Here is a 22,403-nt window from a genome sequence, read left to right on the forward strand (position 1 = left end):
CGATACGCTACGCGAAGATGATTGATGAAACGGAAACCAACCTTCGAAAATTGCGCATGATCCGGTCTGCTGTCCACAGGCAGCATACGAAACTTGCCGTGTCCGGCAATTGACATACCCTGCCGTTGCGATTCGAGCATACACGACAGACAGGCAAGAGGTTAACGATGACGGGCGCAGGGTCAATGCGTGAACAGGCGGAAGCCGTGGCCGTTCAGGCTCTCGGCTTCATTGCGTCCGATCCCGAACTTTTGCCACGTTTTCTTGCGATCACCGGCATCGATGCCGGTTCCATCCGCCTTGCTGCGCGTGAGCCGGGTTTTCTGGCCGGGGTCCTTCAGTTCCTGCTGGCGCATGAACCCACCCTGATGCGTTTCTGCGAAGCGTCAGGGATACCTCCATCCACCGTCGGTGAGACCCTGCGGCATCTGCCGTCAGGCGACACCAGTTATGAAAGTTCGATATGAGCGTCGACCCCGAAACCCTTCGCCAAATTGAGGAACTATCCTCCGATGACAGGCCGCTTCTCATCCTGGACGTGGATGACGTGCTGCTGGAATTCATCCGTCCATTTCCGCGATTTCTGGAACAGCGTGGCCTGAGGCTGACCATGGCCTCCTTCAGGCTGACCGGCAATATAGCCGAAACGGCTACAGGCAGGCTGGTTGAGCAACCCGAAGTGACGGCGCTGCTGGACGACTTCTTCGCCGGCCAGGCCGATTGGCAGAGCATTACCGATGGCGCGCCTGAAGCGCTCGCCAGTTTCGAGGATCGGGCCGAGATCGTCCTGCTGACGGCCATGCCGCACAAGCACCGCGAAACCCGGCGCGCTCATCTCGGGGCGCTCGGCTTGCCCTACCCGTTGCTGACCACCGAAATGGCGAAAGGCCCTGCCGTCGCTCGCTTGCGCGGCCCCGGCAACCGACCTGTCGCCTTTGTCGACGATCAGCCGCCGAACCTGATTTCGGCGCGTGAATTCGTGTCGGACGCCAGCCTCTTTCACCTGATGGCGGATAACAGCCTGCGCGAATTCATGCCACCATTGCCCGACGACATCACCGCCGTGCATGACTGGCACGACGCGACCCCCAAAATCGCCATGGCGCTCGGTTTCTGAATTAATAAGGAGCCGCTAACATTTTGATTGGGCGTCGGATTTTCCGAAAACCGGATTCCACTTTTCGGTCCGATGCTTTAATCCAGCGCGTGCTCGGCATAAAACTCCAGCACCCGCTGCTTGAACGTCTTGTCGCCCACCGCAAGCATATGGTCGCGGCCTTCAATGGCGAAAGGCGTGGCGTTGGGCATCAGGGCCGCCAACTCCCCGGGCGAGCCACCAATATCGTCCCTGTCGCCGACCGCAATCAGCGTCGGCTGGGTGATGCGCGCCATATCCTCTTCGCTGAGGATTTCGCGCGAGTTGGATATGCAGGCGGCCAACGCCCTGCGGTCGCTGCGCGTCTGGTCGGCGAAGGCGCGGAAAGACCGTCCGCGCGGATGCGTGATTTTGCTCGGATCGTCAGCCAGCAAAGCGGCCGCGATCGGATCCCAGTCGCCTACACCGTCCACCATGCCTATGCCCAGACCGCCGAACACCAGGGTGGCGACCTTCTCCGGCTCCGAAAGCGCCAGAAAAGCCGAAACGCGAGCCCCCATCGAATACCCCATGACATGGGCCTTCTCGATGCCGAGGTGATCGAGCAGGGCGACCGCGTCCGACGCCATTGCCGAAGGCGTGTAATCCGCCCCATCATAGCTCTTGGTCGAGGCGCCATGGCCGCGGTTGTCGAGCGCGATCACCCGATAACCTGCATCATTGAGCGTCTTGAACCAGCCGGGCGATACCCAGTTCACATGGTGGGTTGAGGCAAATCCGTGAATGAGCAGCACAGGATCGCCTTTTCCCCGCGTCGGCTGGCGATCGAGAAAGGCCAGATCGAAACCATCGTGCGTAAAGAACTGCATGCCATTTTCCGTTTTGTTCAGCCGCCCCGGCTTGATGAGCCGCCTGTTGCTCCGGTCGCCTTCATCCTGGGATGTTCGACAAGGTCGCCTTCCGTGACGCCCTCTCTTTCGGCCGTTCCGGCCTTCAGTTCAAGCACATATCGGGCAGGTTCGCCCGGGGAGATGATGGCCGGCGAAAAGGGCTCGCCTGGGAGAATCGAGACGATGCGCCCATCTTCCGCGATGAACAAAAGATCGAGCGCCATCGGCGTGTTCTTCATCCAGAAACTCACCGGCCGCGCTTCCTCGAAAATGAACAGCATGCCCCGGTCATCGGGCATGGACTGACGATACATCAATCCCGCAGATCGTTTGACGGCGTCATCGGCAATCTCGATGTTGAAGGCGCGCGCGCCGGATTTTGTGACGATCACCAGAGGCGCAGTGTCGATCGGAAGCAGCATCGGTTGCTCGATAGAGGCGTCATCATTCCGGGCAAAACATGATTGTGGCGCAGCCGTCATGGTCGCCGCCAGAAAAATCGCGGCGGCTGCCGAACCCCACCGGCCTGCTTTCATGACTCGCCTCACTGGAACGGTTGCTGGCCGCACCTTATGCCCTGAGCGGCTTTCCGGGCAAGGCGACAGGAATGGAGAAAAGGTCCGACCGCTGGCCGTTTCGACGGGATTGCAGGCGATACGGATGCTGTCGGAAAGAATTGCCTGAACGCCAAAGCCGGTTTCGGGATAACCATCGAAAGAACAGCTTGATGCGCGGCAAGCGTGCCTGAAGATCGCGACGCGCTGCTTCAGGCTTCAGTGCGAAATCGGCAGCGTTCCCATATCGGGATGGATTTCGGCGGCCATGAGCCCTTTTTCCCCGCGCCCGAAACGCACCAGAACCACCTGCCCCGGCCGGAGTTCGGTCACGGCGAAACGACGCAGCGTTTCCATATGGACAAAAATATCCTCCGTGCCTTCGCCACGTGTGAGAAAGCCGAACCCCTTGGTCCTGTTGAACCACTTCACCAGGGCTCGTTCGAGACCGCTCTCGGGCGTTACAGTCACATGCGTGCGCTGCGCCGGCATTTCGGTCGGATGCACGGCGGTCGACATATCCATCGACAGCACCTTGAACGCCTGCAAACCGCGTTCGCCCTGCTTCACGAGGCAAACCACGCGGGCGCCCTCCTGCGCGGTCTGGAAACCGTCGCGGCGCAGACAGGTGACGTGAAGAAGAATATCCCCGAGATGCGCCTCATCAGGCAGGATGAAGCCATACCCCTTGGCGACATCGAACCACTTGATCGCGCCGGAAACCTCGGTCAGATCGGCGCTCTCGTTCCGTCCTTCGCGGGCAGCCTCATCCTCACGGGAAATCATGTCGCCCCGCTCCACATCCCGCCCCATGAAAGAGGCCTTTTCCCCCATAAGACCGCCCCCTTTTCGTCAACACGCAACTGATTCTTCAACCGGAGGATAGCATTGCCGCTTCGCGGTTACGCAAGACCCGAGATGCATTTTGCACCTATCATTGAGTTGCATTGCAAATTCCCGTGGTTGCCGCATCGGCTGTGCGACCCTATGTTGCGGCTCCGTTCAGGAGGTTTCCATGCGTTATCTGCACACAATGGTCCGCGTCGCCGACGTCGACGCTTCACTTGATTTCTATTGCGACAAGCTTGGCATGAAGGAAGTGCGGCGGCAAGAAAACGAACAGGGACGTTTCACCCTGATTTTCCTTGCCGCTGGCCAGGACGAAAGCCGTGGCCGCGGAGAAAGTGCGCCGCTGCTTGAACTCACCTACAACTGGGATCCGGAAAGCTATTCCGGTGGCCGCAACTTCGGCCATCTCGCCTATGAGGTGGACGATATTTACCAGACGTGCCAGAGCCTTATGGACAAGGGTGTCACGATCAATCGCCCGCCGCGCGACGGCTACATGGCGTTCATCAAATCGCCGGACGGCATTTCAATCGAATTGCTGCAAAAAGGTGCGGCGCAGGAAAAGGCCGAGCCCTGGGCCTCGATGCCCAACACCGGAAACTGGTGACAAAAAGGGCCGCCGTGACCTGAGCCGCGGCGGCCTTGAATACGTGAACAGCGCAGATCAGGCTTTCGCCATGCAGATCGAGGTGTGGCCGGAACGGATGAAACCGAGTTCGTTCGCGGCGGCCTTCGACAGATCGAGCACCCTGCCCTTCACGAACGGCCCGCGATCATTGATGCGCACGACCACGCTCTTGCCGTTCTTCTTGTTGGTGACTTTCAGGCGCGTGCCGAAAGGCAGCGTGCGATGCGCGGCGGTCAAAGCCGCAGGGTTCATGCGCTCGCCGGAGGCCGTTTTGGAATGCAACGCATACCATGAGGCCCTGCCACATTGTATGCTTGCGGAAGCGTCGGTTGTGGAAGCGCCCATCGTTACACCGACGGCAGCAGCAGCCAGGGCCACGGCCAGCCCGCTCACTCGTCTCATAAAAATTGCTCCGTTGATCGTACGGAGCGACTAGACAAGGAATGATGAGACAAATAAGGCGCTCAAGCCCCTGATTCGCCTCTCGGGCACACATTTGGATTCCTGTGGAAACAGTTTGTCAGGAGCATCGGGCGAAACTTCCGATGATCACCTCCGACAATTCACGAAGAAGCAACTCCTGAGACGTTGGTCTTTCTTCCGGAAATATTTGACCCTGAAAAACTGTTCCGGAAAACTATCAAACCCCCAGCGATTTAAGCTTCCGGTGTAGCGCGGAACGTTCCATGCCTATGAACTCGGCTGTGCGCGAGATATTGCCCCCGAAACGGTTGATCTGGGCGATAAGATAATCCTTTTCGAATTGCTCCCGGGCTTCCCTCAGGGGCAGCGCCATGATGTGCTGGTCGGACTGTCCGGGCGTGCGCGGCATCACGTCGCCAATCTCCGAGGGCAGCAGATCTGCGGTAATGGGAGCTTCGGCGTCGTCGCCACGCGCCAGGATCATCAGCCGTTCGATGTTGTTGCGAAGCTGGCGGACGTTGCCGGGCCAATTGTGAGCCTGAAGGACGGCCAGCGCATCATCGCCGATACGGCGGGTCTTCACGCCAAGTTGCCGGGCCACCTGTTTCATGAAGTGATCGACCAGATAGGGAATGTCTTCACGACGTTCAGCCAGACCCGGCACCATCACCGGCACGACAGCGAGACGGTGATAGAGGTCCTCGCGGAAACGGCCGTCGGCGATCATGGCTTCGAGATTCTGGGCGGTCGAGGAAATGATACGCACATCGACCTTGACACGCTTGGTGCCGCCAACCCGCTCGAACTGCTGCTCGACAAGCACGCGCAGGATCTTGTTCTGCGTTTCGCGCGGCATGTCCGCCACTTCGTCGATATAGAGTATGCCGCGATGCGCCTCCTCCAGCGCGCCGACCTTGCGCTCAGTGCCGTTGGACTCGGTGCCGAACAGCTCGATCTCCATGCGTTCGGGCGTGATGCTGGCTGCATTCAGCGTCACGAAGGGCCCGCTCTTGCGCGACGACAGCGCATGGATGGCGCGCGCCGCCAGTTCCTTGCCGGATCCTGAAGGCCCGATGATCATGATCCGGCTGTTGGTCGGCGCCACCCGTTCGATTGTCTGGCGCAACTGGCTCATGGCGGAAGACATGCCGATCAGATCGAATGTTTCGCCGCTGCGCTGTTTGAGATCGGAGACCTCGCGCTTCAGCTTGGAGGTTTCCAATGCCCGTTCAGCCACGAGGATCAGGCGATCCGCCTTGAAGGGCTTCTCGATGAAATCATAAGCCCCGCGCCGGATGGCGGACACCGCCGTTTCGATATTGCCGTGACCGGAAATCATCACCACCGGCAGGTTCGGGTGGAGCGTCTTGATCTCATCCAGCAAAGCCAGCCCGTCCAGCCGCGACCCCTGCAACCAGATATCGAGGAAGATCAGACGCGGCGCCCGCTCCTGGATCGCCGCCAACGCGCTGTCGGCATCATGCGCTGTCCGGGTCTCATGACCTTCATCGCTAAGGATGCCCGCAACCAGTTCGCGAATGTCTTCTTCGTCGTCGACGATGAGAATATCAGACGCCATTTTCGACCTTTACAGTTTCTTTTTCAGACGGTGAGCCGCTGGAAGCGGGGGCCGAACCTCCGGCGGCGGGGAGAATGATGCTGACCATGGCGCCTTTTCCGCCATGGAAATCCTGGGGCGCGTCGTGGAGCTCCAGGCAACCGCCATGGTCTTCCACGATCTTCTTGACGATAGCGAGGCCAAGGCCCGTGCCCTTGTCGCGCGTCGTCATATAGGGCTCAAGCAGCCTTTGGCGATGCTCGCGCGGCAGCCCCTTGCCGTTGTCGGTCACATCGATGCGAATGCTATCGCCCTGCCGGAGAGCGCGAATACGGATCACGCCGGGGGCCCCGTCCTCACGCTCCACGCCTTCCATGGCCTCCGACGCATTCTTGATGACGTTGCCGAAGGCTTGCGCCAGAAGCCGGCTGTCGAACGTGCCGTGGAGCGGCTCGCTCCCGAAATCGCGTTCGAACCTGATATCAGGGCGGCTGACTTCGACCAGGAAGGACGCCTCGCGCAACGGCTCGCGCAGGTCCATCTGTTTCATGTCCGGCTTCGGCATGCGGGCAAAGGACGAGAACTCGTCCACCATGCGGCCAATATCGCCGACCTGACGGATGATCGTGTCGGTGCACTGGTCGAACACTTCGCGGTCCTCGATGATGACCTTGCCATAACGGCGCTTGATGCGTTCGGCCGAGAGCTGGATCGGCGTCAGCGGGTTCTTGATCTCGTGGGCGATGCGGCGCGCCACATCGGCCCATGCGGAAGAACGCTGCGCCTGAACGAGATCGGTAATGTCATCCACCGTCACGACGTAGGATTTGGAAGCGTCTTCATTGTCTTCCTCTTCCATCGTGACCTGAATGTTGAAGGTGCGCTCCGCCCCCGCCCGATAGAATGTCACCTGTTCGCGATAGACCGGCCTGTCGGATTTGCGGCCAATCTCGAACGCGCGGCCCACCAGGGGCAACAACACGGAAAGGTTCTGGCCGATGGCCGTCTCGGCGTCCATCGCCAGCATGGTTTCCGCCGACCGGTTGACGATGGTGACGATGCCGTCCGCATCGACGCCGATGACGCCTGCCGTCACGCCCTCCAGAACCGCTTCGGAGAAGCGCCGGCGCTCGTCGATCTGGTCCTTGGCCGTCAGCAATTCGTTGCGCTGCGATTTCAGTTCCAGCAACATGTAGTTGAAGGTGGAGCCCAGCGAGGCGACATCACCGTCGGAGGGCCGCACCGGAACCGCAACGTCGAGATTGCCGGTGGCCACTTCGTCGGCCGCGCCGATGAGCTGGCGGATCGGCCGGACCAGCCGGTCAGCGACGGCGATACCGGTCCAGACCGCCGACAGGATGATGATGAGCGTCATCGACAGATAGGGCAGCGCGAAGGCGATCTGCGACGGTCGCCTGTTCGATTCCAGCCCACGATACTCGTCGACATTGGCGCGGACGATCTCGCGGGCCTTGATCACCTCAGGGTCGATCACGCGGATCGTATAGAGAAACAATCCTTCCAGTTCCCGCAGCTTGACGATGGCGCCCATGATGTTGCGGGTGCGCGGCTCGATCAGCAGCGGCGGCCCGTTCTCGGCCTCCTGTATGGCCCCTTCCGGCGGTTCGGGCATGGCGAAATCGACGGGCGTTTGAGCGCTCATGACGAAGGATCCGTCCGACTTCAGAAGCGCCGCATGGGCGAGGCCCCGGCCCGCCGCTTCCTTGTTCATCAGGTCCAGGAAGCCGGTGCGGTCGAGTCCGTAGAGCGTTCGCGCATTGTCGAGGTCATAGGCCATCGACAAAGTGGTGCCCTGCAGGTTGCGAGCGTTTTCCTGCACATAGGCATCCGCAATGGACAGCGACGAGTTGATAATGGTCTTGGTGCGGATTTCGAACCAGCGGTCGAGACCGATATTGAGGGTCACCGATGCAACTATAGCGACCATGATGGCCGGAATGGCGGCCACCAGCGCGAACATGGCCACGATGCGCACATGCAGCCGTGACGCCGCTTTTCCGATGCGCCGCGCCATCACGATGCGGTGAATCTCGCGCCCGATCAAGGCGGCGAGCACAAGGATGAAGGCGGCGTTCACGCAGATGAGAAGCAGCGTAATCCTGCCATCAGGCGCAATCGGGGTTGCGCCTACAAGGATAGCGAACGACACCCCCGCCGCGAGCAGCGCGCCCAATATCGCGAGGATGCCGGGCAGCGCCAGCAAGCGTCGCCCTTCATGGGCGCGGCCTTTTGGCAGGCGCAAACGGCCGCTGGTGAGTATGTGAGTCGTCATACCGCCCTATGGCATCATGAATCGCGTTACATGTATGCAACATTGTGGCGAATATGCAACAAAACGGGCGAGATTGTGGCTTGCCCGATTGTCATTTGCATCAGCGGACGGCGTTCTCAGCCCGCCGATTTATAGATGCTGACGCCAAGGTCACGAATCTTCTTGCGCAGCGTGTTGCGGTTGAGCCCGAGAAGCTCCGCCGCCTTGATCTGGTTGCCGCGCGTGGCCGTCATGGCCGCAAGCACCAGCGGATGCTCCACCTCGGCAAGAATCCGCTGGTAGAGGCCGGGCGGCGGCAGCGACGGCCCGTAGGAAGCGAAATGGCGTTGCAGGTAGTGCTCCATCGCCTGTCCGATGGAGAGATTTTCCGGAATGAGCGTGGCGGCGGCGACCGGATCGGGCCTTTCGCCCGCGCCGAGCTCGGCCTCGATGATATCGGTAGAAATCTCGTCCTGCGCATAGAGAGCCGCCAGACGGCGCACCAAGTTCTCCAGTTCGCGCACATTGCCCGGCCAGGGATAGCGCTTCATCAGTTCGACGCCGCCCGGCGCGATGCGCTTGGTCTGCAAGCCTTCCTTCTCGCCCTGCTTGAAGAAATGGCGCACCAGATCGGGAATGTCTTCCGAGCGCTCGCGCAGCGCCGGCAAGCGCAGCGGCACCACATTCAGGCGGTAGAAGAGATCCTCGCGAAACAGGCCCTGATGGATGAGCGCGCGCAAATCCTTGTTGGTGGCGGCGACGATGCGCACATCGGTGCGGATCGGGGTGCGGCCGCCAACTGTGGTGTACTCGCCCTGCTGGAGCACGCGCAGAAGCCGCGTTTGCGCTTCCATCGGCATGTCGCCGATCTCGTCGAGGAACAGCGTGCCACCCTCGGCCTGCTCGAAGCGGCCTGTCGATCGGTTCTGGGCGCCGGTGAAGGCCCCTTTCTCGTGGCCGAAAAGCTCGGATTCGATCAGGTCGCGCGGGATCGCCGCCATATTGATGGCGACGAAAGGTCCGTTGCGGCGGCGGCCATATTCATGCAGCGCACGCGCCACCAGTTCCTTGCCGGTGCCGGATTCGCCAGAAATCATCACCGTGAGGTCCGTCTGCATCATGCGCGCCAGCATGCGGTAGATGTCCTGCATCGCTGCGGAGCGGCCAACAAGCGGCATGGCGTCGGGCTGGTCTTCCGGCCTCTGCTCGGACTTTGGCTTGCTCGGCTCCGCCAGAGCGCGCTGCACGATGGCAAGCAGTTCGGTGAGATCGAATGGCTTCGGCAGATATTCGTACGCTCCCGCCTCCGAGGCGCGAATAGCGGTCATGAAAGTGTTCTGCGCACTCATCACCACCACCGGCAGTTCGGGGCGCGCCTTACGGATGCGCGGCAGCATGTCGAAGGCGTTCTCGTCCGGCATCACCACGTCGGTGATCACCAGATCGCCCTCGCCCGCCGCCACCCAACGCCACAAGGTCGCGGCGTTGGAGGTGACCCGCACGTCATGCCCGACCCGTGACAAGGCCTGGGTGAGGACGGTGCGGATCGCCGCATCGTCGTCGGCGACAAGAATTTGTCCATGCACGCTCATCGGGTCCTTCCTTCATTGGGAACCTGTTCGTCCGGCGTCGTCTCCTTCCATGCCGGCATCAACACGCGAAAGGTTGTTCCGCGCGGATTCGACTCACACTCGACAATGCCGCCGTGCTCGCCCACGATCTTCGCGACCAGCGCCAGCCCGAGCCCGGAGCCGTTCGGCTTCGTCGTAATGAAAGGATCGAACAGGATCGGCAAAAGATCCTCGGCCACGCCCGGCCCATTGTCGCGCACGCAAAATTCCAGCGGCAGCGACACACGCTCCTGAGTGCCGGGCACGGACATGCGAATGCCCGGGCGAAAGGCGGTCGTCAGAACGATCTCGCCCAGCGGATCGCTTCCCACCGCTTCAGCGGCATTCTTGATCAGATTGAGGAACACCTGAATGAGTTGATCGCGATTACCGTAGACCGGCGGCAGCGACGGATCGTAGTTCTCGGCAATGGTGACGCCTCTGGCGAAACCGTTTTTCGCGATCGCCTTCACGCGGTCGAGCACCACATGGATATTAACCGGATACCGGTCAATCGGCCGCTCGTCCGAGAAGATCTCCATGCGATCGACCAGCGCAACGATGCGGTCGGTTTCCTCCGTGATCAGCCGCGTCAGCCCCCTGTCCTCATCCGACGCCGACTGTTCGAGCAGTTGCGCCGCGCCGCGTATGCCCGAAAGCGGGTTCTTGATCTCATGCGCCAGCATGGCTGCGAGCCCCGTCACCGAGCGCGCAGCACCACGATGGGTCATCTGCCGGTCGATCTTGTCCGCCATCGACCGCTCCTGAAACATCACCGCAACCGAGCCCGGAAATTCCGGCACCGGCGCGACGTACAGGTCCACCACCTTTTCGATACCAAGCCGCGGAGAGGAAATGTCGACACGATACTCATTGACCGGCGCATGACGCTCCCGCACCTGATCCACCAGCGCCAGCAACGGGCTGCCGAACGGAATGAGCTTCGACAGCGTGCTTCGCGCCAGAACGGACGCGCTGGAGCGGAAAAAATCTTCCGCATCCACATTGGCAAATGAAATGTACCCCTCGCAATCGACCATGATTACAGGTCGCCGGATCGTATTGAGCAGAATCTGCGCAGCATCGCCCGCATTGGCGGATTTGATCGGTATCGAACTCATGCCGCATCCCTCACATCGCCGCTCTGCCCGCCAAAAATCTCGCTCAAAAGGGACACGACCTCCTTGGGATCGCCTGAAGTCAGCAATGCCTTTCGCTGCCCGGCCGCGACGTTCGACGCATGGCGGTCCAGATACCAGCCCAGATGCTTGCGCGCCTGCCGCAAGCCGCTTTCCGTGCCGTAAAGCGACAGCATGTCCTCGTAATGGGCGGTGACATAGCCGGCCAGTCCAGCACCGGATGGAGGAATTCCGGGCGCGACCGCACCGGACACGCCGGCAACGAGTTCACCGGCCTTCCATGGCGCGCCGTAGTGCGCGCGCCCAACCATGACCGCATCGGCCCCCGATTGCCGGAGGATGACGCCGGCGTCTTCCACCGACCCGACATCGCCATTGGCCGCGACGGGGATGGAAACAACGGACTTGACGCGCGCAATCGCCCGCCAATCGGCCTTCCCCTTGTAAAACTGACAGCGCGTGCGCCCATGCACGGTCACCATCCTGACACCGGCCTGCTCGGCGCGCAGCGCCAGAAGGGGCGCATTCAATACATTCTCGTCCCAGCCGAGCCGCATCTTGACGGTGACGGGCGCCTCGACCGCACCGATGACCGCTTCGATCAGCGAAAGCGCGTGATCAAGGTCGAGCATCAGGGCGGAACCGGCATAGCCGCCCGTCACCTTCTTGGCGGGACAACCCATATTGATATCGATGATGTCGGCGCCCTCGCCAACTGCGATGCGCGCAGCCTCGGCCATGTGCGCAGCCTCCCGCCCGGCAAGCTGCACCATATGCACCGGCAACCCGGAATGGCGGATGCGCAGGTCGAACCCTGCACGCCCTTTGGCCAGCTCGCCGCTTGCAACCATTTCGGAGACAACGAGCCCCGCGCCGTGGGCATAGGCCCGCTTGCGAAAAGGCTCGTCGGTGACGCCCGACATCGGCGCCAGAAACACGCGATTGCGAATTTCGACGCCGCCTATATCCAAAGGTGTGGACAGGATCGCGTGATCAGACATGCATAAAAACCATGCAGATATTTTCTATGCACATTGTTTAAACAATCTCAGAAAATGACGCAATGCACAATCATGTCACATTCACGTCGGACTGCTGAAAAGGCTGGCCTTCGCGACGCCGCGCGACTAAGCCACCGCCATGGCTGAGCGAACCGACATTTCTGTGACGAAAGGGACGTACCGGATCGGGGCCGTGATTGTGGCCGCCGGGCGCGGTGAGCGCGCCGGACAGGCCGACGGCCCCAAGCAATATCGCCATATCGGCGGCCGGGCGGTCATTGCGCACACGCTGGAAACGTTCCTCTCGCATCCGCAAGTGGATACGGTTGTCGTCGCGATTCATGGGGATGACCGTGAATTACTGCGCAAGGCCGCAGGAGATTATCATGAGCGCATCACCATCGTGATCGGCGGCCCGACACGACAGGAATCCGTCCGCCTCGGCCTTCTGGCGCTCCACGAAGACGCCCCGGCCAAGGTGTTGATTCATGATGCGGTTCGCCCTTTCTGCGATATGGAGCTGATCAGCCGCACCATCGACACGATCACAGGCGACCAGGGCGCTTTGCCGGCCTTGCCGGTGGCGGACACGTTGAAGCGGGAAGCCTTCGGCGGCATGGTCAGCGAGACTGTGCCGCGTGCCGGCCTGCATGGAGCCCAGACGCCGCAGGGTTTCCCCTACACACCGATTCTTCAGGCGCATGACCGTGCGCATGCGCTCGGCCGCCACGACTTCACCGACGACGCGGCGATCGCGGAATGGGCAGGCATCCCGGTAAAGCTGGTGCCGGGCTCACCTGACAATGTCAAGCTTACTTGGGCAAGGGATATTTCAATGGCGGACCAACGGCTTAAAGGAACGGCTTCAAGTTTTCCGGATGTCCGCACCGGCAATGGCTACGATGTCCATTCCTTCGAGGCCGGCGATCATGTCGTGCTGTGCGGCGTCACCATTCCCCACACCCGCAAGCTGTCCGGCCATTCCGACGCCGATGTCGGCCTCCATGCTCTGACCGACGCCCTGCTCGCCACCTGCGGAGCCGGCGATATCGGAACGCACTTCCCGCCCTCCGATCCACAATGGAAGGGCGCGGCATCGCGGCAATTCGTGGAACATGCGGTGGCGATCGTGCGGGCGCGCGGTGGCCGGATCGCCAATGCCGACGTAACCCTGATCTGCGAGGTTCCCAAAATCGGGCCCCATCGCGAGGCCATGGTCGCGGAACTATCCTCCATGCTGGGCATTTCGGGTGAGCGCATTTCGATAAAGGCCACCACCAACGAAAGGCTGGGTTTCGTCGGCCGCGAAGAAGGCATTGCGGCCATCGCGACAGCAAGCGTCATCTATCCCGGGGAGGTTCCCGCATGACGGAGGCAGGCGTCGGAGAGGTCAAACAGGCCGATGTCGGAGAACTGGCGGATCGTTTCCTGAAAGCGTGCAAACGCAGCGGAATATTGGCCGCCACCGCCGAAAGCTGCACCGGCGGGCTGATCATCGCCGCCATGACCGATATTCCGGGCTCCTCGTCCATGGTGGACCGCGGTTTCGTCACCTATTCCAACGAAGCCAAGATGGAGATGCTAGGCGTTTCTGAACAGACGCTGGGTGAGCACGGCGCAGTATCGCCCGAAACCGCCGGCGAGATGGCCGAAGGCGCGCTCAAACACTCGCGCGCCGGCATCGCGCTCGCCGTCACCGGCGTCGCCGGCCCTGATGGCGGCAGCGCGGACAAGCCGGTCGGTCTGGTATGGTTCGGGCTGGCGTTGAAGGGCAAGCCCGTCCTTGTGGAGAAATGCATCTTCGACAATCGCGGCCGGGATTACATCCGCCGCGAAACGGTCACGCACGCGCTGCGCATGGGCCTCAGCGCGCTTGCAGACATTCAGGCCGTCTCCGCCGAACGCCCGTAGATCGCATCCGCGCGTTTTTCGAAGGCTTCGGCGAACATGCGGAAGGCGCGGTCGAACATCGACCCCATCACCGCCCCAAGCAGCCGGCTCTTGAATTCATAGTCGATGAAGAACCGCACCAGGCAACCCGCCCCGTCTTCCTCGAACTCCCAGACATTGCTGAGATATTTGAACGGACCGTCGATGTATTTGACGTCGATCGCCCGGTTCTCCGGTTTCAGAAGTACCTGCGTGGTGAACGTCTCGCGAATGGCCTTGTAGCCGACGCTCATCGAAGCGACGAGCAAGGTCTTGCCGTCCCGCTCGCGGCGCGACTGCACCGTCAGCGCCTCGCACAGAGGCAGGAACTCCGGATAGCGCTCGATATCCGCCACGAGCGCGAACATCTTATCCGGCGAATGGGCGACTTGGCGGGTGGCCTCGAACTTTGGCATGAAACGAAAGGCTTAGGCCGATTTCCGCAGCACAGCCTCACGGGCCGCCCGCAATCTTGCGAAGTCCTCGCCGGCGTGGTGAGACGAGCGCGTCAGCGGGCTGGACGCCACCAGAAGGAAGCCCTTGGTCTTGCCGATGGTCTCGTAGGAGCTGAATTCCTCCGGCGTTACGAAACGCTTGACCGGATGGTGCTTGCGGGTGGGCTGAAGGTACTGGCCGATGGTCATGAAATCGACATTGGCGGTGCGCAGGTCGTCCATGAGTTGCAGCACCTCGTTGCGCTCTTCTCCCAGCCCCACCATGATGCCGGACTTGGTGAAGATGGACGGATCGAGTTCCTTCACCCGCTGCAACAGACGGATCGAGTGGAAATAGCGCGCGCCGGGGCGCACCGTCAGATAGTTGGACGGCACCGTCTCCAGATTGTGATTGAAGACATCCGGCCTCGCCGCCACCACGATCTCAAGAGCCTTCGCGCCGTCCTTGCGCAGGAAATCCGGCGTCAGGATCTCGATGGTCGTCGCGGGCGTCGCGGCGCGGATGGCGTGGATGACATCGGCGAAATGCTGCGCGCCGCCATCGGCGAGATCGTCGCGGTCGACCGAGGTGATGACGACATGTGTAAGGCCCATCTGGCGCACGGCATGCGCCACGCGCTCCGGCTCGTTCAGATCAAGCGCGGTCGGAATGCCGGTGGCGACGTTGCAGAAGGCGCAGGCGCGTGTGCAAATCTCTCCCATGATCATGAAGGTGGCGTGCTTCTTTTCCCAGCACTCGCCGATATTGGGGCAACCCGCCTCTTCGCACACGGTCACCAGCTTGTTCGACTTCACGATCTCCCGGGTTTCGGCATAGCCCTTTGAAACCGGAGCCTTGACGCGAATCCACTCGGGCTTGCGCAGCACCTCCTGATCGGGGCGATGCGCCTTTTCGGGGTGCCTCACCCGCGGCGGATTTGCGATATTGTCAAGAACAGTGACCATGTCCGATCCAATTTTTTCGCGGGCGCGGATGGTGTCGCGCCCTCACTGTCATCTAGGACGTTTTGCCGGAATAAGAAAGGCCGTGGCGGAACCTGCCGCCACGGCCTTGGTGAAATGCAGAGCGAAGCGAAGCGCTACTGGCGCACCATCCGCCCCACGAAGATCAGAATGCACGCGCCGACAAAGCCCGTGATGAGATAGGCAAGCCAGCCCACGCCGAAAGAACCGATGTTGAGAGCCTGCAATATGGCGTTCAGCACCACCGCGCCGACGATCCCCAGAACGATGTTCATGAGGAGACCCATATTGCTCTTCATCACGATTTCGGCCAGCCAGCCGGCAACCCCGCCGACCACTATCGCCGCGATCCAGCCCACACCATTGACGTCCATATGAATGGTCCTTCCGCAAAGGATTAGAATTCACATGCAACGCTCGAACCTTTCATCTGGTTCCATGGCTGGCCTCGGGCCCGGCAGCGAAGATTCCGGATGGGTCTTCGCTGCCTCCGAGAGGCTGGCTCAGGCGTTCAGGGCGCGCCCATAGGCGTCGAGAACGCTTTCCTTCATCATTTCGGAAAGGGTCGGATGCGGGAAGACCGTATGCATCAGTTCTTCCTCGGTGGTTTCCAGGTTCATCGCCACGACGAAGCCCTGGATCAGTTCGGTCACTTCCGCGCCGACCATATGCGCGCCAAGCAACTCGCCCGTCTTCTTGTCGAAGATGGTCTTGATGAGACCCTGGTCTTCGCCCAGCGCGATGGCCTTGCCGTTGGCGGCGAACTGGAAACGGCCGACGCGGATGACGCGGCCTTCCGCCTTAGCCCTGGCTTCGGTGAGGCCGACCGACGCCACCTGCGGGCTGCAATAGGTGCAGCCGGGAATCTTCGATTTGTCCAGAGCATGAACGCCCGGAACGCCGGCGATCTTCTCCACGCAGATCACACCTTCATGTTCGGCCTTGTGGGCGAGCATGGGCGGGCCGGCGACATCGCCGATGGCATAGATGCCCGATACATTGGTGTTGCCATAGCCGTCCACCACCACGCAGCCGCGATCGGTCTTCACGCCAAGCGCCTCCAGCCCCAGATTCTCGATGTTGCCGACAACGCCGACTGCCGAGATCATGCGGTCGGCGGTGATCTTCTCGACCTTTCCGTCCTTTGTCTCGACATGGGCCGTGATCGAATTCGCACCCTTCTCGACCTTGGCGACCTTGGCGTCGAGCAGGATTTTCATGCCCTGCTTCTCGAACTGCTTCTGAGCGAATTTGGAGATTTCCGCATCCTCCACGGGCATGACCTGCGGCATCACCTCGACCACGGTCACCTCCGCGCCCATGGCGCGGTAGAAGGAAGCGAACTCGATGCCGATGGCGCCCGAGCCCATGACCAGCAGCGACTTCGGCATTTCCTTCGGCACCATGGCTTCGAAATAGCTCCAGATCAGCTTGCCGTCCGGCTCGATACCCGGGAGGGCGCGCGGGCGGGCGCCGGTGGCGACGATGATATGCTTGGCTTGATAGGTGCCTTCGCCCTTGACGCCCTTGGGCGCGGGGTTCTGTGGCTCCATCGGCTTCTTGGAGCTTTTTGAGACCACGATCTCGCCGGGTTTGGAAAGCTTCGCCTCGCCCCAGATGACGTCGACCTTGTTCTTCTTCATCAGGAAGGCGACGCCGCCGTTCAGCCGGCGCGACACGCCGCGCGAGCGCTCCACCACGGCGTCGATGTCGGCGCTGACCTTGCCGTCGATCTTCAAACCATAGGCGGCGGGGTTTTCGGCATAGTGCTTGATCTCCGCCGAGCGCAGCAGCGCCTTGGTGGGAATGCAGCCCCAGTTGAGACAGATGCCGCCCAGATGCTCGCGCTCCACAATCGCCGTCTTGAGGCCGAGTTGCGCGGCGCGCACGGCGGTGACATACCCGCCGGGGCCGGAGCCGATGATGATGACGTCGTAGGTGTCGGCCATAGATATCTGCCTTTCCTCAAGCGGCGCTGCGCGTCAGCAGCAGCCAATCATATTGCTTTCCGTTATCAAAGAGATGCTCAAAGCTCCAGCATCACCCGTACGACCGGAGCGAGCGCCTCTCCCAGTTTGCGCGTGTTTTCAGCATCCATATGTATGCCATCGATCGTGACGCCGCACACATTCGAAGCATCCAGAAAACCGCAGCCGGCTTCATCGGCGAGATTCTCGTAATAACCGGCAAGCTCGCCCGCACCCTTCTGGCCCGGAACCGAAACAGGCGGCGCAACAATGAGAATCTGCGGTTGGGGAAACCCCAGCGGATCGTCATGGCCGCGCACGATGGCGACGAGACGGCGCATGCCCTGCCGGGCGACGAATGGATCACCGTGTATCCACGGCTTCATGTCGTTGACGCCCAGCATGATGATCACCAGATCGAGCGGGCCATGCGAGGACAGCAATGTCGGCAGGAAGCGAGCGCCATTGCGATCGGCGCTCGTCAGATTGTCATCGAACGCCGTGGTTCGCCCATTCAGGCCTTCGGCGATGACATGAACGCCGTCGCCCATCTCCCGCTGCAACACGCTCGGCCAGCGGTCCTCCAGGGCATGGCGGCGCGGGCCCGAGGCGTCGTAGCCCCAGGTCAACGAGTCGCCGTAGCAGAGGACCGTGCGCATGCGCCTACACCACCAGTCCCATCGGGTTTTCGATGAGGCGCTTGAAGGCGCCGACCAGTTCGGCCCCCAGCGCCCCGTCCACGGCGCGGTGGTCGGTCGACAAGGTCACCGACATCACGGTGGCGACCCTGATCTCGCCGTCCTTCACCACCGCCCGCTGCTCGCCCGCGCCAATGGCCAGGATCGTCGCATGCGGCGGGTTGATGACGGCGGCGAAGTCCTTGATGCCGAACATGCCAAGGTTCGACACCGCCGTGGTGCCGCCCTGATACTCTTCCGGCTTCAGCTTGCGCATCCGCGCCCGCGCCGCCAGATCCTTCATCTCGCTGGAGATCGAAGACAGGCTCTTTTCCTCCGCCTTGCGCACGATCGGCGTGATCAGCCCGCCGGGGATCGACACCGCCACCCCCACATCGGCGTGCCGGTGCTTCACCATCGCGCCCTCGGTCCACGACACATTGGCGTCCGGCACCTCTTTCAGCGCCAGCGCCAGCGCCTTGATGATCAGGTCGTTGACGGAAAGCTTGTAGGCCGGCTCCGCGCCCCCACCGGCCGGGTTGTCGGTCTTTTTCACCGGGGCGGCGTCGTTGAGCTGCTTGCGCAGCGCCAGCAAAGCGTCCAGCTCGCAATCGACGGTGAGGTAGAAGTGCGGCACCGTCGACTTCGCCTCCACCAGACGCCTGGCGATGGTCCGGCGCATATTGTCGTGCGGGATCAGCTCGTAGGAGCCTTCCTCAAACAGGTTCAGCACCGCATCGTCCGACATCGGCTTGACCGCCGGCGCGGCGGCGGGCGCCGCTCCGGCCGCAGCAGTTGCCGGCGCAGCAGCAGGCTTGGCCCCGCCGCCGGCGATCGCCGCCTCGACATCGGCCTTCACCACCCGACCCTGCGGGCCAGACCCCGAAACCGCCGAAAGGTCGAGCCCGGCATCCTTTGCGATGCGGCGCGCGAGCGGGGAAGCGAAAACGCGATCCGTCTCGCCGGCTGCAGCTTTCGCTTCGGGTTTTGCAGGCGCAGGAGCTTCCGACCGAGGCGCTTCGGCAGGTGCGGGCGCGCTTTCCGGCCTGGTTTCCATCTTCGCAGATTCAGCCTTGGCCGGCGCGCTGCCGGCAGCCTTGGCGGCCGCTTGCGTATCCTCGCCCTCTTCAGCCAGAACCGCGATCAGCGCATTGACCTTCACGCCCTCGGCTCCGGCCGGCACGACGATCTTCGCGACCGTACCCTCGTCAACCGCCTCCACCTCCATGGTCGCCTTGTCGGTTTCGATCTCGGCGATCACGTCGCCGGGCGAAACCTTGTCGCCCTCCTTGACCAGCCACTTGCTCAGATTGCCCTCTTCCATGGTCGGAGAAAGGGCCGGCATTGTGATGTTGATTGGCATATCGTCCTCCCTCGCGCCTTTACCGGTAGGTGACGGCTTTCACCGCCTCGACGACTTCGCCGACATTCGGCAAGGCCAGTTTTTCGAGATTGGCCGCGTAAGGCATCGGCACGTCCTTGCCGGCAATGGTGATGACGGGGGCATCGAGGAAATCGAAGGCGCGTTGCGACACCTGGGCGGCGATGTGATCGCCCACCGAGCTTTGCGGGAAGCCCTCCTCGACCACCACCAGCCGGTTGGTCTTCTTCACCGACTCGATGATCGTGTCGAAATCGAGCGGGCGAATGGTGCGCAAATCGATAATCTCGGCATCTATGCCCATCGCCGCCAGCTCTTCCTCGGCCTTGACCGCATAGGTCATGCCGATGCCGAAAGACACCAGCGTCACGTCGTCGCCCTTCTTGTGGATGCGCGCCTTGCCGATGGGCAGCACGAAATCGTCCAGTTTCGGCACGTCGAAGTGCTGGCCGTACAGAATCTCGTTCTCAAGGAAGATCACCGGATTGGGATCGCGGATCGCCGCCTTGAGCAGGCCCTTGGCGTCAGCCGCCGTATAGGGCATCACCACCTTGAGACCGGGAATATGGCTGTACCAGGCGGCATAGCACTGCGAGTGCTGGGCCGCCACGCGCGCCGCCGCACCGTTCGGACCACGGAACACGATAGGCGCGCCCATCTGGCCGCCAGACATATAGAGTGTCTTCGCCGCTGAATTGACGATCTGGTCGATCGCCTGCATGGCGAAGTTGAAGGTCATGAACTCGACGATCGGCTTCAGGCCCGCGAAAGCGGCGCCCACGCCAACGCCTGCAAAACCGTGCTCGGTGATGGGAGTGTCGACGACGCGACGGTCGCCGAATTCCTGCAGCAGCCCCTGCGTGATCTTGTATGCGCCCTGATATTCGGCAACTTCCTCGCCCATGACGAAGACGTCGGGATCGCGACGCATTTCCTCGGCCATGGCGTCGCGCAGCGCTTCGCGCACGGTTGTCGACACCATCTCGACGCCGGCCGGGATGTCCGGATCGGCGGCCACTTCCGTCTTCGGCGCGGCAGGGACCGGCGCGGGCTTCGCAGATTCCGGCTCAGGCTTGGCTTCTTCCGCTTTGGGTTCATCGGCTTTCGGAGCAGCAGCTTTACCGATGTCATCGGCGCTTTCACCGTCCTGCAACAGAACCGCGATCGGCGTGTTGACCTTTACGCCTTCAGCGCCGGCGGGAACGAGGATCTTGCCCAGCGTGCCCTCATCGACAGCCTCGACCTCCATGGTCGCCTTGTCGGTTTCGATCTCGGCGATCACATCGCCGGCGACGATCTTGTCGCCTTCATTTTTCATCCATTTGGACAGGTTGCCCTCTTCCATGGTCGGGGAGAGCGCAGGCATGAGAATTTCAATGGGCATGTGCTCCCTCCCTCAGAGAACGATATCCGTCCAGAGCTCGGATGCATCCGGCTCGGGATCATTCTGTGCGAATTCAGCGGCGTCCGCGACGATGTCGCGCACCTCCTTGTCGATGACCTTCAGATCGTCCTCGTTCGCCCACTTCTTATCGAGAAGGCGCGCCTTCACCTGCTCGATCGGGTCATGCTCGGACCGCATCTTCTGCACTTCTTCCTTCGATCGATACTTGGCCGGATCGGACATGGAGTGGCCGCGATAGCGGTAGGTGTTCATTTCGAGAATGATCGGGCCGTTGCCGCTGCGGCACCATTCCAGCGCCATGTCGGACACGGATTTCACGGAGCGAACATCCATGCCGTCCACCTTCACGCCAGGTATCTTGAACGACGCGCCGCGATGCGAGAAATCGGTTTCGGCTGAGGAGCGGGTCACGGAGGTGCCCATGGCGTAGCGGTTGTTCTCGATGATGTAGATCACCGGCAGCTTCCACAGCGAGGCCATGTTGAAGCTTTCATAGACCTGGCCCTGATTGGAGGCGCCATCGCCGAAGAAGGTCAGCGACACGCTCTTGTTGCCGCGATAGCGGTTGGCGAATGCGAGGCCGGTTCCGAGCGGCACCTGCGCGCCGACGATGCCGTGGCCGCCGTAGAACTGCTTCTCCTTGGAGAACATGTGCATGGAGCCGCCCTTGCCCTTGGAGTAGCCGCCCTGCCGCCCGGTCAGTTCGGCCATCACTCCGCGCGGCGACATGTCCATGGCCAGCATGTGACCGTGGTCGCGATAGGCGGTGATCATCTGGTCGCCTTCCGACATCGCCATCTTCATGCCGGTGACAACGGCTTCCTGCCCGATGTAGAGGTGGCAGAAGCCGCCGATGAAGCCCATGCCGTACAACTGGCCGGCCTTCTCCTCGAAGCGCCGGATAAGCAGCATTTCGCGATAGGCCGAGAGTTCCTGTTCCCTGGTGAATTCCGCGGGCTTGGGCGCGGCTATGTTCGGCGACTTGGCGTCAGCCTTCGATCTTGCAGGCGCTTTTCTGGCTGCGGTGGCCATGCAACTCTCCCTGTGAGCGTCTCTTCTCGGACTTGCGGGAGATTTTCCTCCCCACTGACGGAGAGGGAAGCTACCATGCATATTTGCATTTCGCCATGTAGAAAATGCATAGCTGACATGCAGCTAAGCAGTTATATTCATTGAAAATTATAGCGATTAACCTGATTTTGGTTAACCGCCCGATCACCGCAGCATGATGATCACTTCATCCGGATCGGACATATTGAGCGCCTTTCTGGCCAGCTCGTCCAGCATGTCCTTTTCCAAGGTTCCATCATGCAGCAGACGCACGCGCTTCTCAAGTTCGCTGCGCTGGGCTTGCAATTTCCCGAGTTGAATTTGCAGGCGCGCGGTCTGCTCCTCCAAACGCTCGCGGGAATTGATGCCGTACTGGCCATGATAGGCATGGAAGCCGAAATAGGCGACAAAAACCGCGCACAGGACGGGGATGATCAGCCGCCCGGTCTTTCTCTGCTTGTACTGACGCGTCCACATGGTTCGGCCCGGAATCCTTTCGTTCCCTTGTCGCCGATTGTGCTTAATGGACGGTTACGCTCATACCCGCTCCCCGAAC

Annotated in this window: 23 protein-coding genes; 5 read left to right on the forward strand and 18 right to left on the reverse strand. The window is 61.5% G+C overall.

The annotated features are described in order from the left end of the window. Positions 1 to 167: 167 nt before the first annotated feature. Both ABID44_RS02025 and ABID44_RS02030 read left to right on the forward strand, forming a co-directional pair. Positions 168 to 467 (forward strand): DUF3572 domain-containing protein, encoded by a 300-nt coding sequence (locus ABID44_RS02025; RefSeq protein ID WP_354150001.1) that lies wholly within the window; start codon positions 168 to 170, stop codon positions 465 to 467. Further along, positions 464 to 1,117: a hypothetical protein gene (locus tag ABID44_RS02030; RefSeq protein ID WP_354150002.1), complete on the forward strand. Its 654-nt coding sequence runs from the start codon at positions 464 to 466 to the stop codon at positions 1,115 to 1,117. The genes ABID44_RS02025 and ABID44_RS02030 overlap by 4 nt, the downstream gene beginning before the upstream one ends. 77 nt (positions 1,118 to 1,194) lie before the next feature. On the opposite strand, the gene ABID44_RS02035 is transcribed toward ABID44_RS02030, so the two are convergent. The 3 genes from ABID44_RS02035 to ABID44_RS02045 all read right to left on the reverse strand — a co-directional run bounded on the left by ABID44_RS02035 (position 1,195) and on the right by ABID44_RS02045 (position 3,326). After that, on the reverse strand, positions 1,195 to 1,965 hold the full coding sequence (locus tag ABID44_RS02035; RefSeq protein ID WP_354150003.1) for an alpha/beta fold hydrolase: 771 nt from the start codon (positions 1,963 to 1,965) through the stop codon (positions 1,195 to 1,197). A 17-nt stretch (positions 1,966 to 1,982) separates the two neighbouring features. Beyond that, entirely contained in the window at positions 1,983 to 2,522 is a 540-nt protein-coding gene (locus ABID44_RS02040) for a DUF192 domain-containing protein (RefSeq protein ID WP_354150004.1), read from the reverse strand. 237 nt (positions 2,523 to 2,759) lie between these two features. Beyond that, positions 2,760 to 3,326, reverse strand: a complete 567-nt coding sequence (locus ABID44_RS02045) for a cold-shock protein (RefSeq protein ID WP_354150189.1) — start codon at positions 3,324 to 3,326, stop codon at positions 2,760 to 2,762. Between the two features lie 229 nt (positions 3,327 to 3,555). Here ABID44_RS02045 and gloA point away from each other — a divergent pair, with 229 nt between their 5' ends. After that, on the forward strand, positions 3,556 to 3,996 hold the full coding sequence (gloA, locus tag ABID44_RS02050) for a lactoylglutathione lyase (RefSeq protein WP_354150005.1): 441 nt from the start codon (positions 3,556 to 3,558) through the stop codon (positions 3,994 to 3,996). Between the two features lie 57 nt (positions 3,997 to 4,053). Here the strand turns inward: gloA and ABID44_RS02055 are convergent, their stop codons facing one another. The 6 genes from ABID44_RS02055 to dusB form a co-directional block, all read right to left on the reverse strand. Continuing rightward, positions 4,054 to 4,419 carry a septal ring lytic transglycosylase RlpA family protein gene (locus ABID44_RS02055; RefSeq protein ID WP_354150006.1) on the reverse strand — a complete coding sequence of 122 codons (366 nt, stop codon included), beginning with the start codon at positions 4,417 to 4,419 and terminating at the stop codon, positions 4,054 to 4,056. Positions 4,420 to 4,657: 238 nt separating this feature from the next. Beyond that, positions 4,658 to 6,019 (reverse strand): nitrogen assimilation response regulator NtrX, encoded by a 1,362-nt coding sequence (gene ntrX, locus ABID44_RS02060; protein WP_354150007.1) that lies wholly within the window; start codon positions 6,017 to 6,019, stop codon positions 4,658 to 4,660. Beyond that, on the reverse strand, positions 6,009 to 8,291 hold the full coding sequence (locus ABID44_RS02065; protein WP_354150008.1) for a sensor histidine kinase NtrY-like: 2,283 nt from the start codon (positions 8,289 to 8,291) through the stop codon (positions 6,009 to 6,011). The genes ntrX and ABID44_RS02065 overlap by 11 nt, the downstream gene beginning before the upstream one ends. A 116-nt stretch (positions 8,292 to 8,407) precedes the next feature. Then, complete coding sequence (ntrC, locus tag ABID44_RS02070; protein ID WP_354150009.1) at positions 8,408 to 9,862, reverse strand: nitrogen regulation protein NR(I); 1,455 nt, start codon at positions 9,860 to 9,862, stop codon at positions 8,408 to 8,410. Continuing rightward, complete coding sequence (locus tag ABID44_RS02075) at positions 9,859 to 11,001, reverse strand: two-component system sensor histidine kinase NtrB (RefSeq protein WP_354150010.1); 1,143 nt, start codon at positions 10,999 to 11,001, stop codon at positions 9,859 to 9,861. The genes ntrC and ABID44_RS02075 overlap by 4 nt, the downstream gene beginning before the upstream one ends. Continuing rightward, the gene (gene dusB, locus ABID44_RS02080; protein WP_354150011.1) at positions 10,998 to 12,020 is read right to left on the reverse strand and encodes a tRNA dihydrouridine synthase DusB; all 1,023 of its coding nucleotides are present in this window, start codon (positions 12,018 to 12,020) and stop codon (positions 10,998 to 11,000) included. Before dusB ends, ABID44_RS02075 begins: the two co-directional genes overlap by 4 nt. Before the next feature lie 139 nt (positions 12,021 to 12,159). Here dusB and ABID44_RS02085 point away from each other — a divergent pair, with 139 nt between their 5' ends. Together ABID44_RS02085 and ABID44_RS02090 are read left to right on the forward strand one after the other, a co-directional pair. Continuing rightward, positions 12,160 to 13,389, forward strand: a complete 1,230-nt coding sequence (locus tag ABID44_RS02085; RefSeq protein WP_354150012.1) for a bifunctional 2-C-methyl-D-erythritol 4-phosphate cytidylyltransferase/2-C-methyl-D-erythritol 2,4-cyclodiphosphate synthase — start codon at positions 12,160 to 12,162, stop codon at positions 13,387 to 13,389. Continuing rightward, entirely contained in the window at positions 13,386 to 13,931 is a 546-nt protein-coding gene (locus tag ABID44_RS02090) for a CinA family protein (RefSeq protein WP_354150013.1), read from the forward strand. Before ABID44_RS02085 ends, ABID44_RS02090 begins: the two co-directional genes overlap by 4 nt. Here the strand turns inward: ABID44_RS02090 and ABID44_RS02095 are convergent. From ABID44_RS02095 to ABID44_RS02135, 9 genes are all read right to left on the reverse strand, one after another. Beyond that, positions 13,904 to 14,365, reverse strand: coding sequence for a type II toxin-antitoxin system RatA family toxin (locus ABID44_RS02095; RefSeq protein WP_354150014.1), 462 nt, complete (start codon positions 14,363 to 14,365; stop codon positions 13,904 to 13,906). The two genes, ABID44_RS02090 and ABID44_RS02095, sit on opposite strands and share 28 nt — an antisense overlap. 12 nt (positions 14,366 to 14,377) lie before the next feature. Beyond that, a complete protein-coding gene (gene lipA / locus ABID44_RS02100) occupies positions 14,378 to 15,349 on the reverse strand; it encodes a lipoyl synthase (protein ID WP_354150015.1) in 972 nt (323 codons plus the stop codon). 134 nt (positions 15,350 to 15,483) lie between these two features. Beyond that, positions 15,484 to 15,741, reverse strand: a complete 258-nt coding sequence (locus ABID44_RS02105) for a GlsB/YeaQ/YmgE family stress response membrane protein (RefSeq protein ID WP_354150016.1) — start codon at positions 15,739 to 15,741, stop codon at positions 15,484 to 15,486. 129 nt (positions 15,742 to 15,870) lie between these two features. Then, positions 15,871 to 17,316 carry a dihydrolipoyl dehydrogenase gene (gene lpdA / locus ABID44_RS02110; protein WP_354150017.1) on the reverse strand — a complete coding sequence of 482 codons (1,446 nt, stop codon included), beginning with the start codon at positions 17,314 to 17,316 and terminating at the stop codon, positions 15,871 to 15,873. A 77-nt stretch (positions 17,317 to 17,393) separates the two neighbouring features. After that, positions 17,394 to 17,993 carry an SGNH/GDSL hydrolase family protein gene (locus tag ABID44_RS02115; RefSeq protein ID WP_354150018.1) on the reverse strand — a complete coding sequence of 200 codons (600 nt, stop codon included), beginning with the start codon at positions 17,991 to 17,993 and terminating at the stop codon, positions 17,394 to 17,396. A gap of 4 nt (positions 17,994 to 17,997) precedes the next feature. Further along, positions 17,998 to 19,374, reverse strand: coding sequence for a pyruvate dehydrogenase complex dihydrolipoamide acetyltransferase (locus ABID44_RS02120; RefSeq protein ID WP_354150019.1), 1,377 nt, complete (start codon positions 19,372 to 19,374; stop codon positions 17,998 to 18,000). Between the two features lie 19 nt (positions 19,375 to 19,393). Beyond that, a complete protein-coding gene (locus tag ABID44_RS02125) occupies positions 19,394 to 20,776 on the reverse strand; it encodes a pyruvate dehydrogenase complex E1 component subunit beta (protein ID WP_354150020.1) in 1,383 nt (460 codons plus the stop codon). Between the two features lie 12 nt (positions 20,777 to 20,788). Then, complete coding sequence (gene pdhA, locus ABID44_RS02130; protein ID WP_354150021.1) at positions 20,789 to 21,829, reverse strand: pyruvate dehydrogenase (acetyl-transferring) E1 component subunit alpha; 1,041 nt, start codon at positions 21,827 to 21,829, stop codon at positions 20,789 to 20,791. Positions 21,830 to 22,012: 183 nt separating this feature from the next. Further along, complete coding sequence (locus tag ABID44_RS02135; RefSeq protein WP_354150022.1) at positions 22,013 to 22,324, reverse strand: FtsB family cell division protein; 312 nt, start codon at positions 22,322 to 22,324, stop codon at positions 22,013 to 22,015. Positions 22,325 to 22,403: the final 79 nt, after the last annotated feature.

The organism is Aquamicrobium ahrensii, assembly GCF_040545755.1.
Taxonomy (GTDB): Bacteria; Pseudomonadota; Alphaproteobacteria; order Rhizobiales; family Rhizobiaceae; genus Mesorhizobium; species Mesorhizobium ahrensii.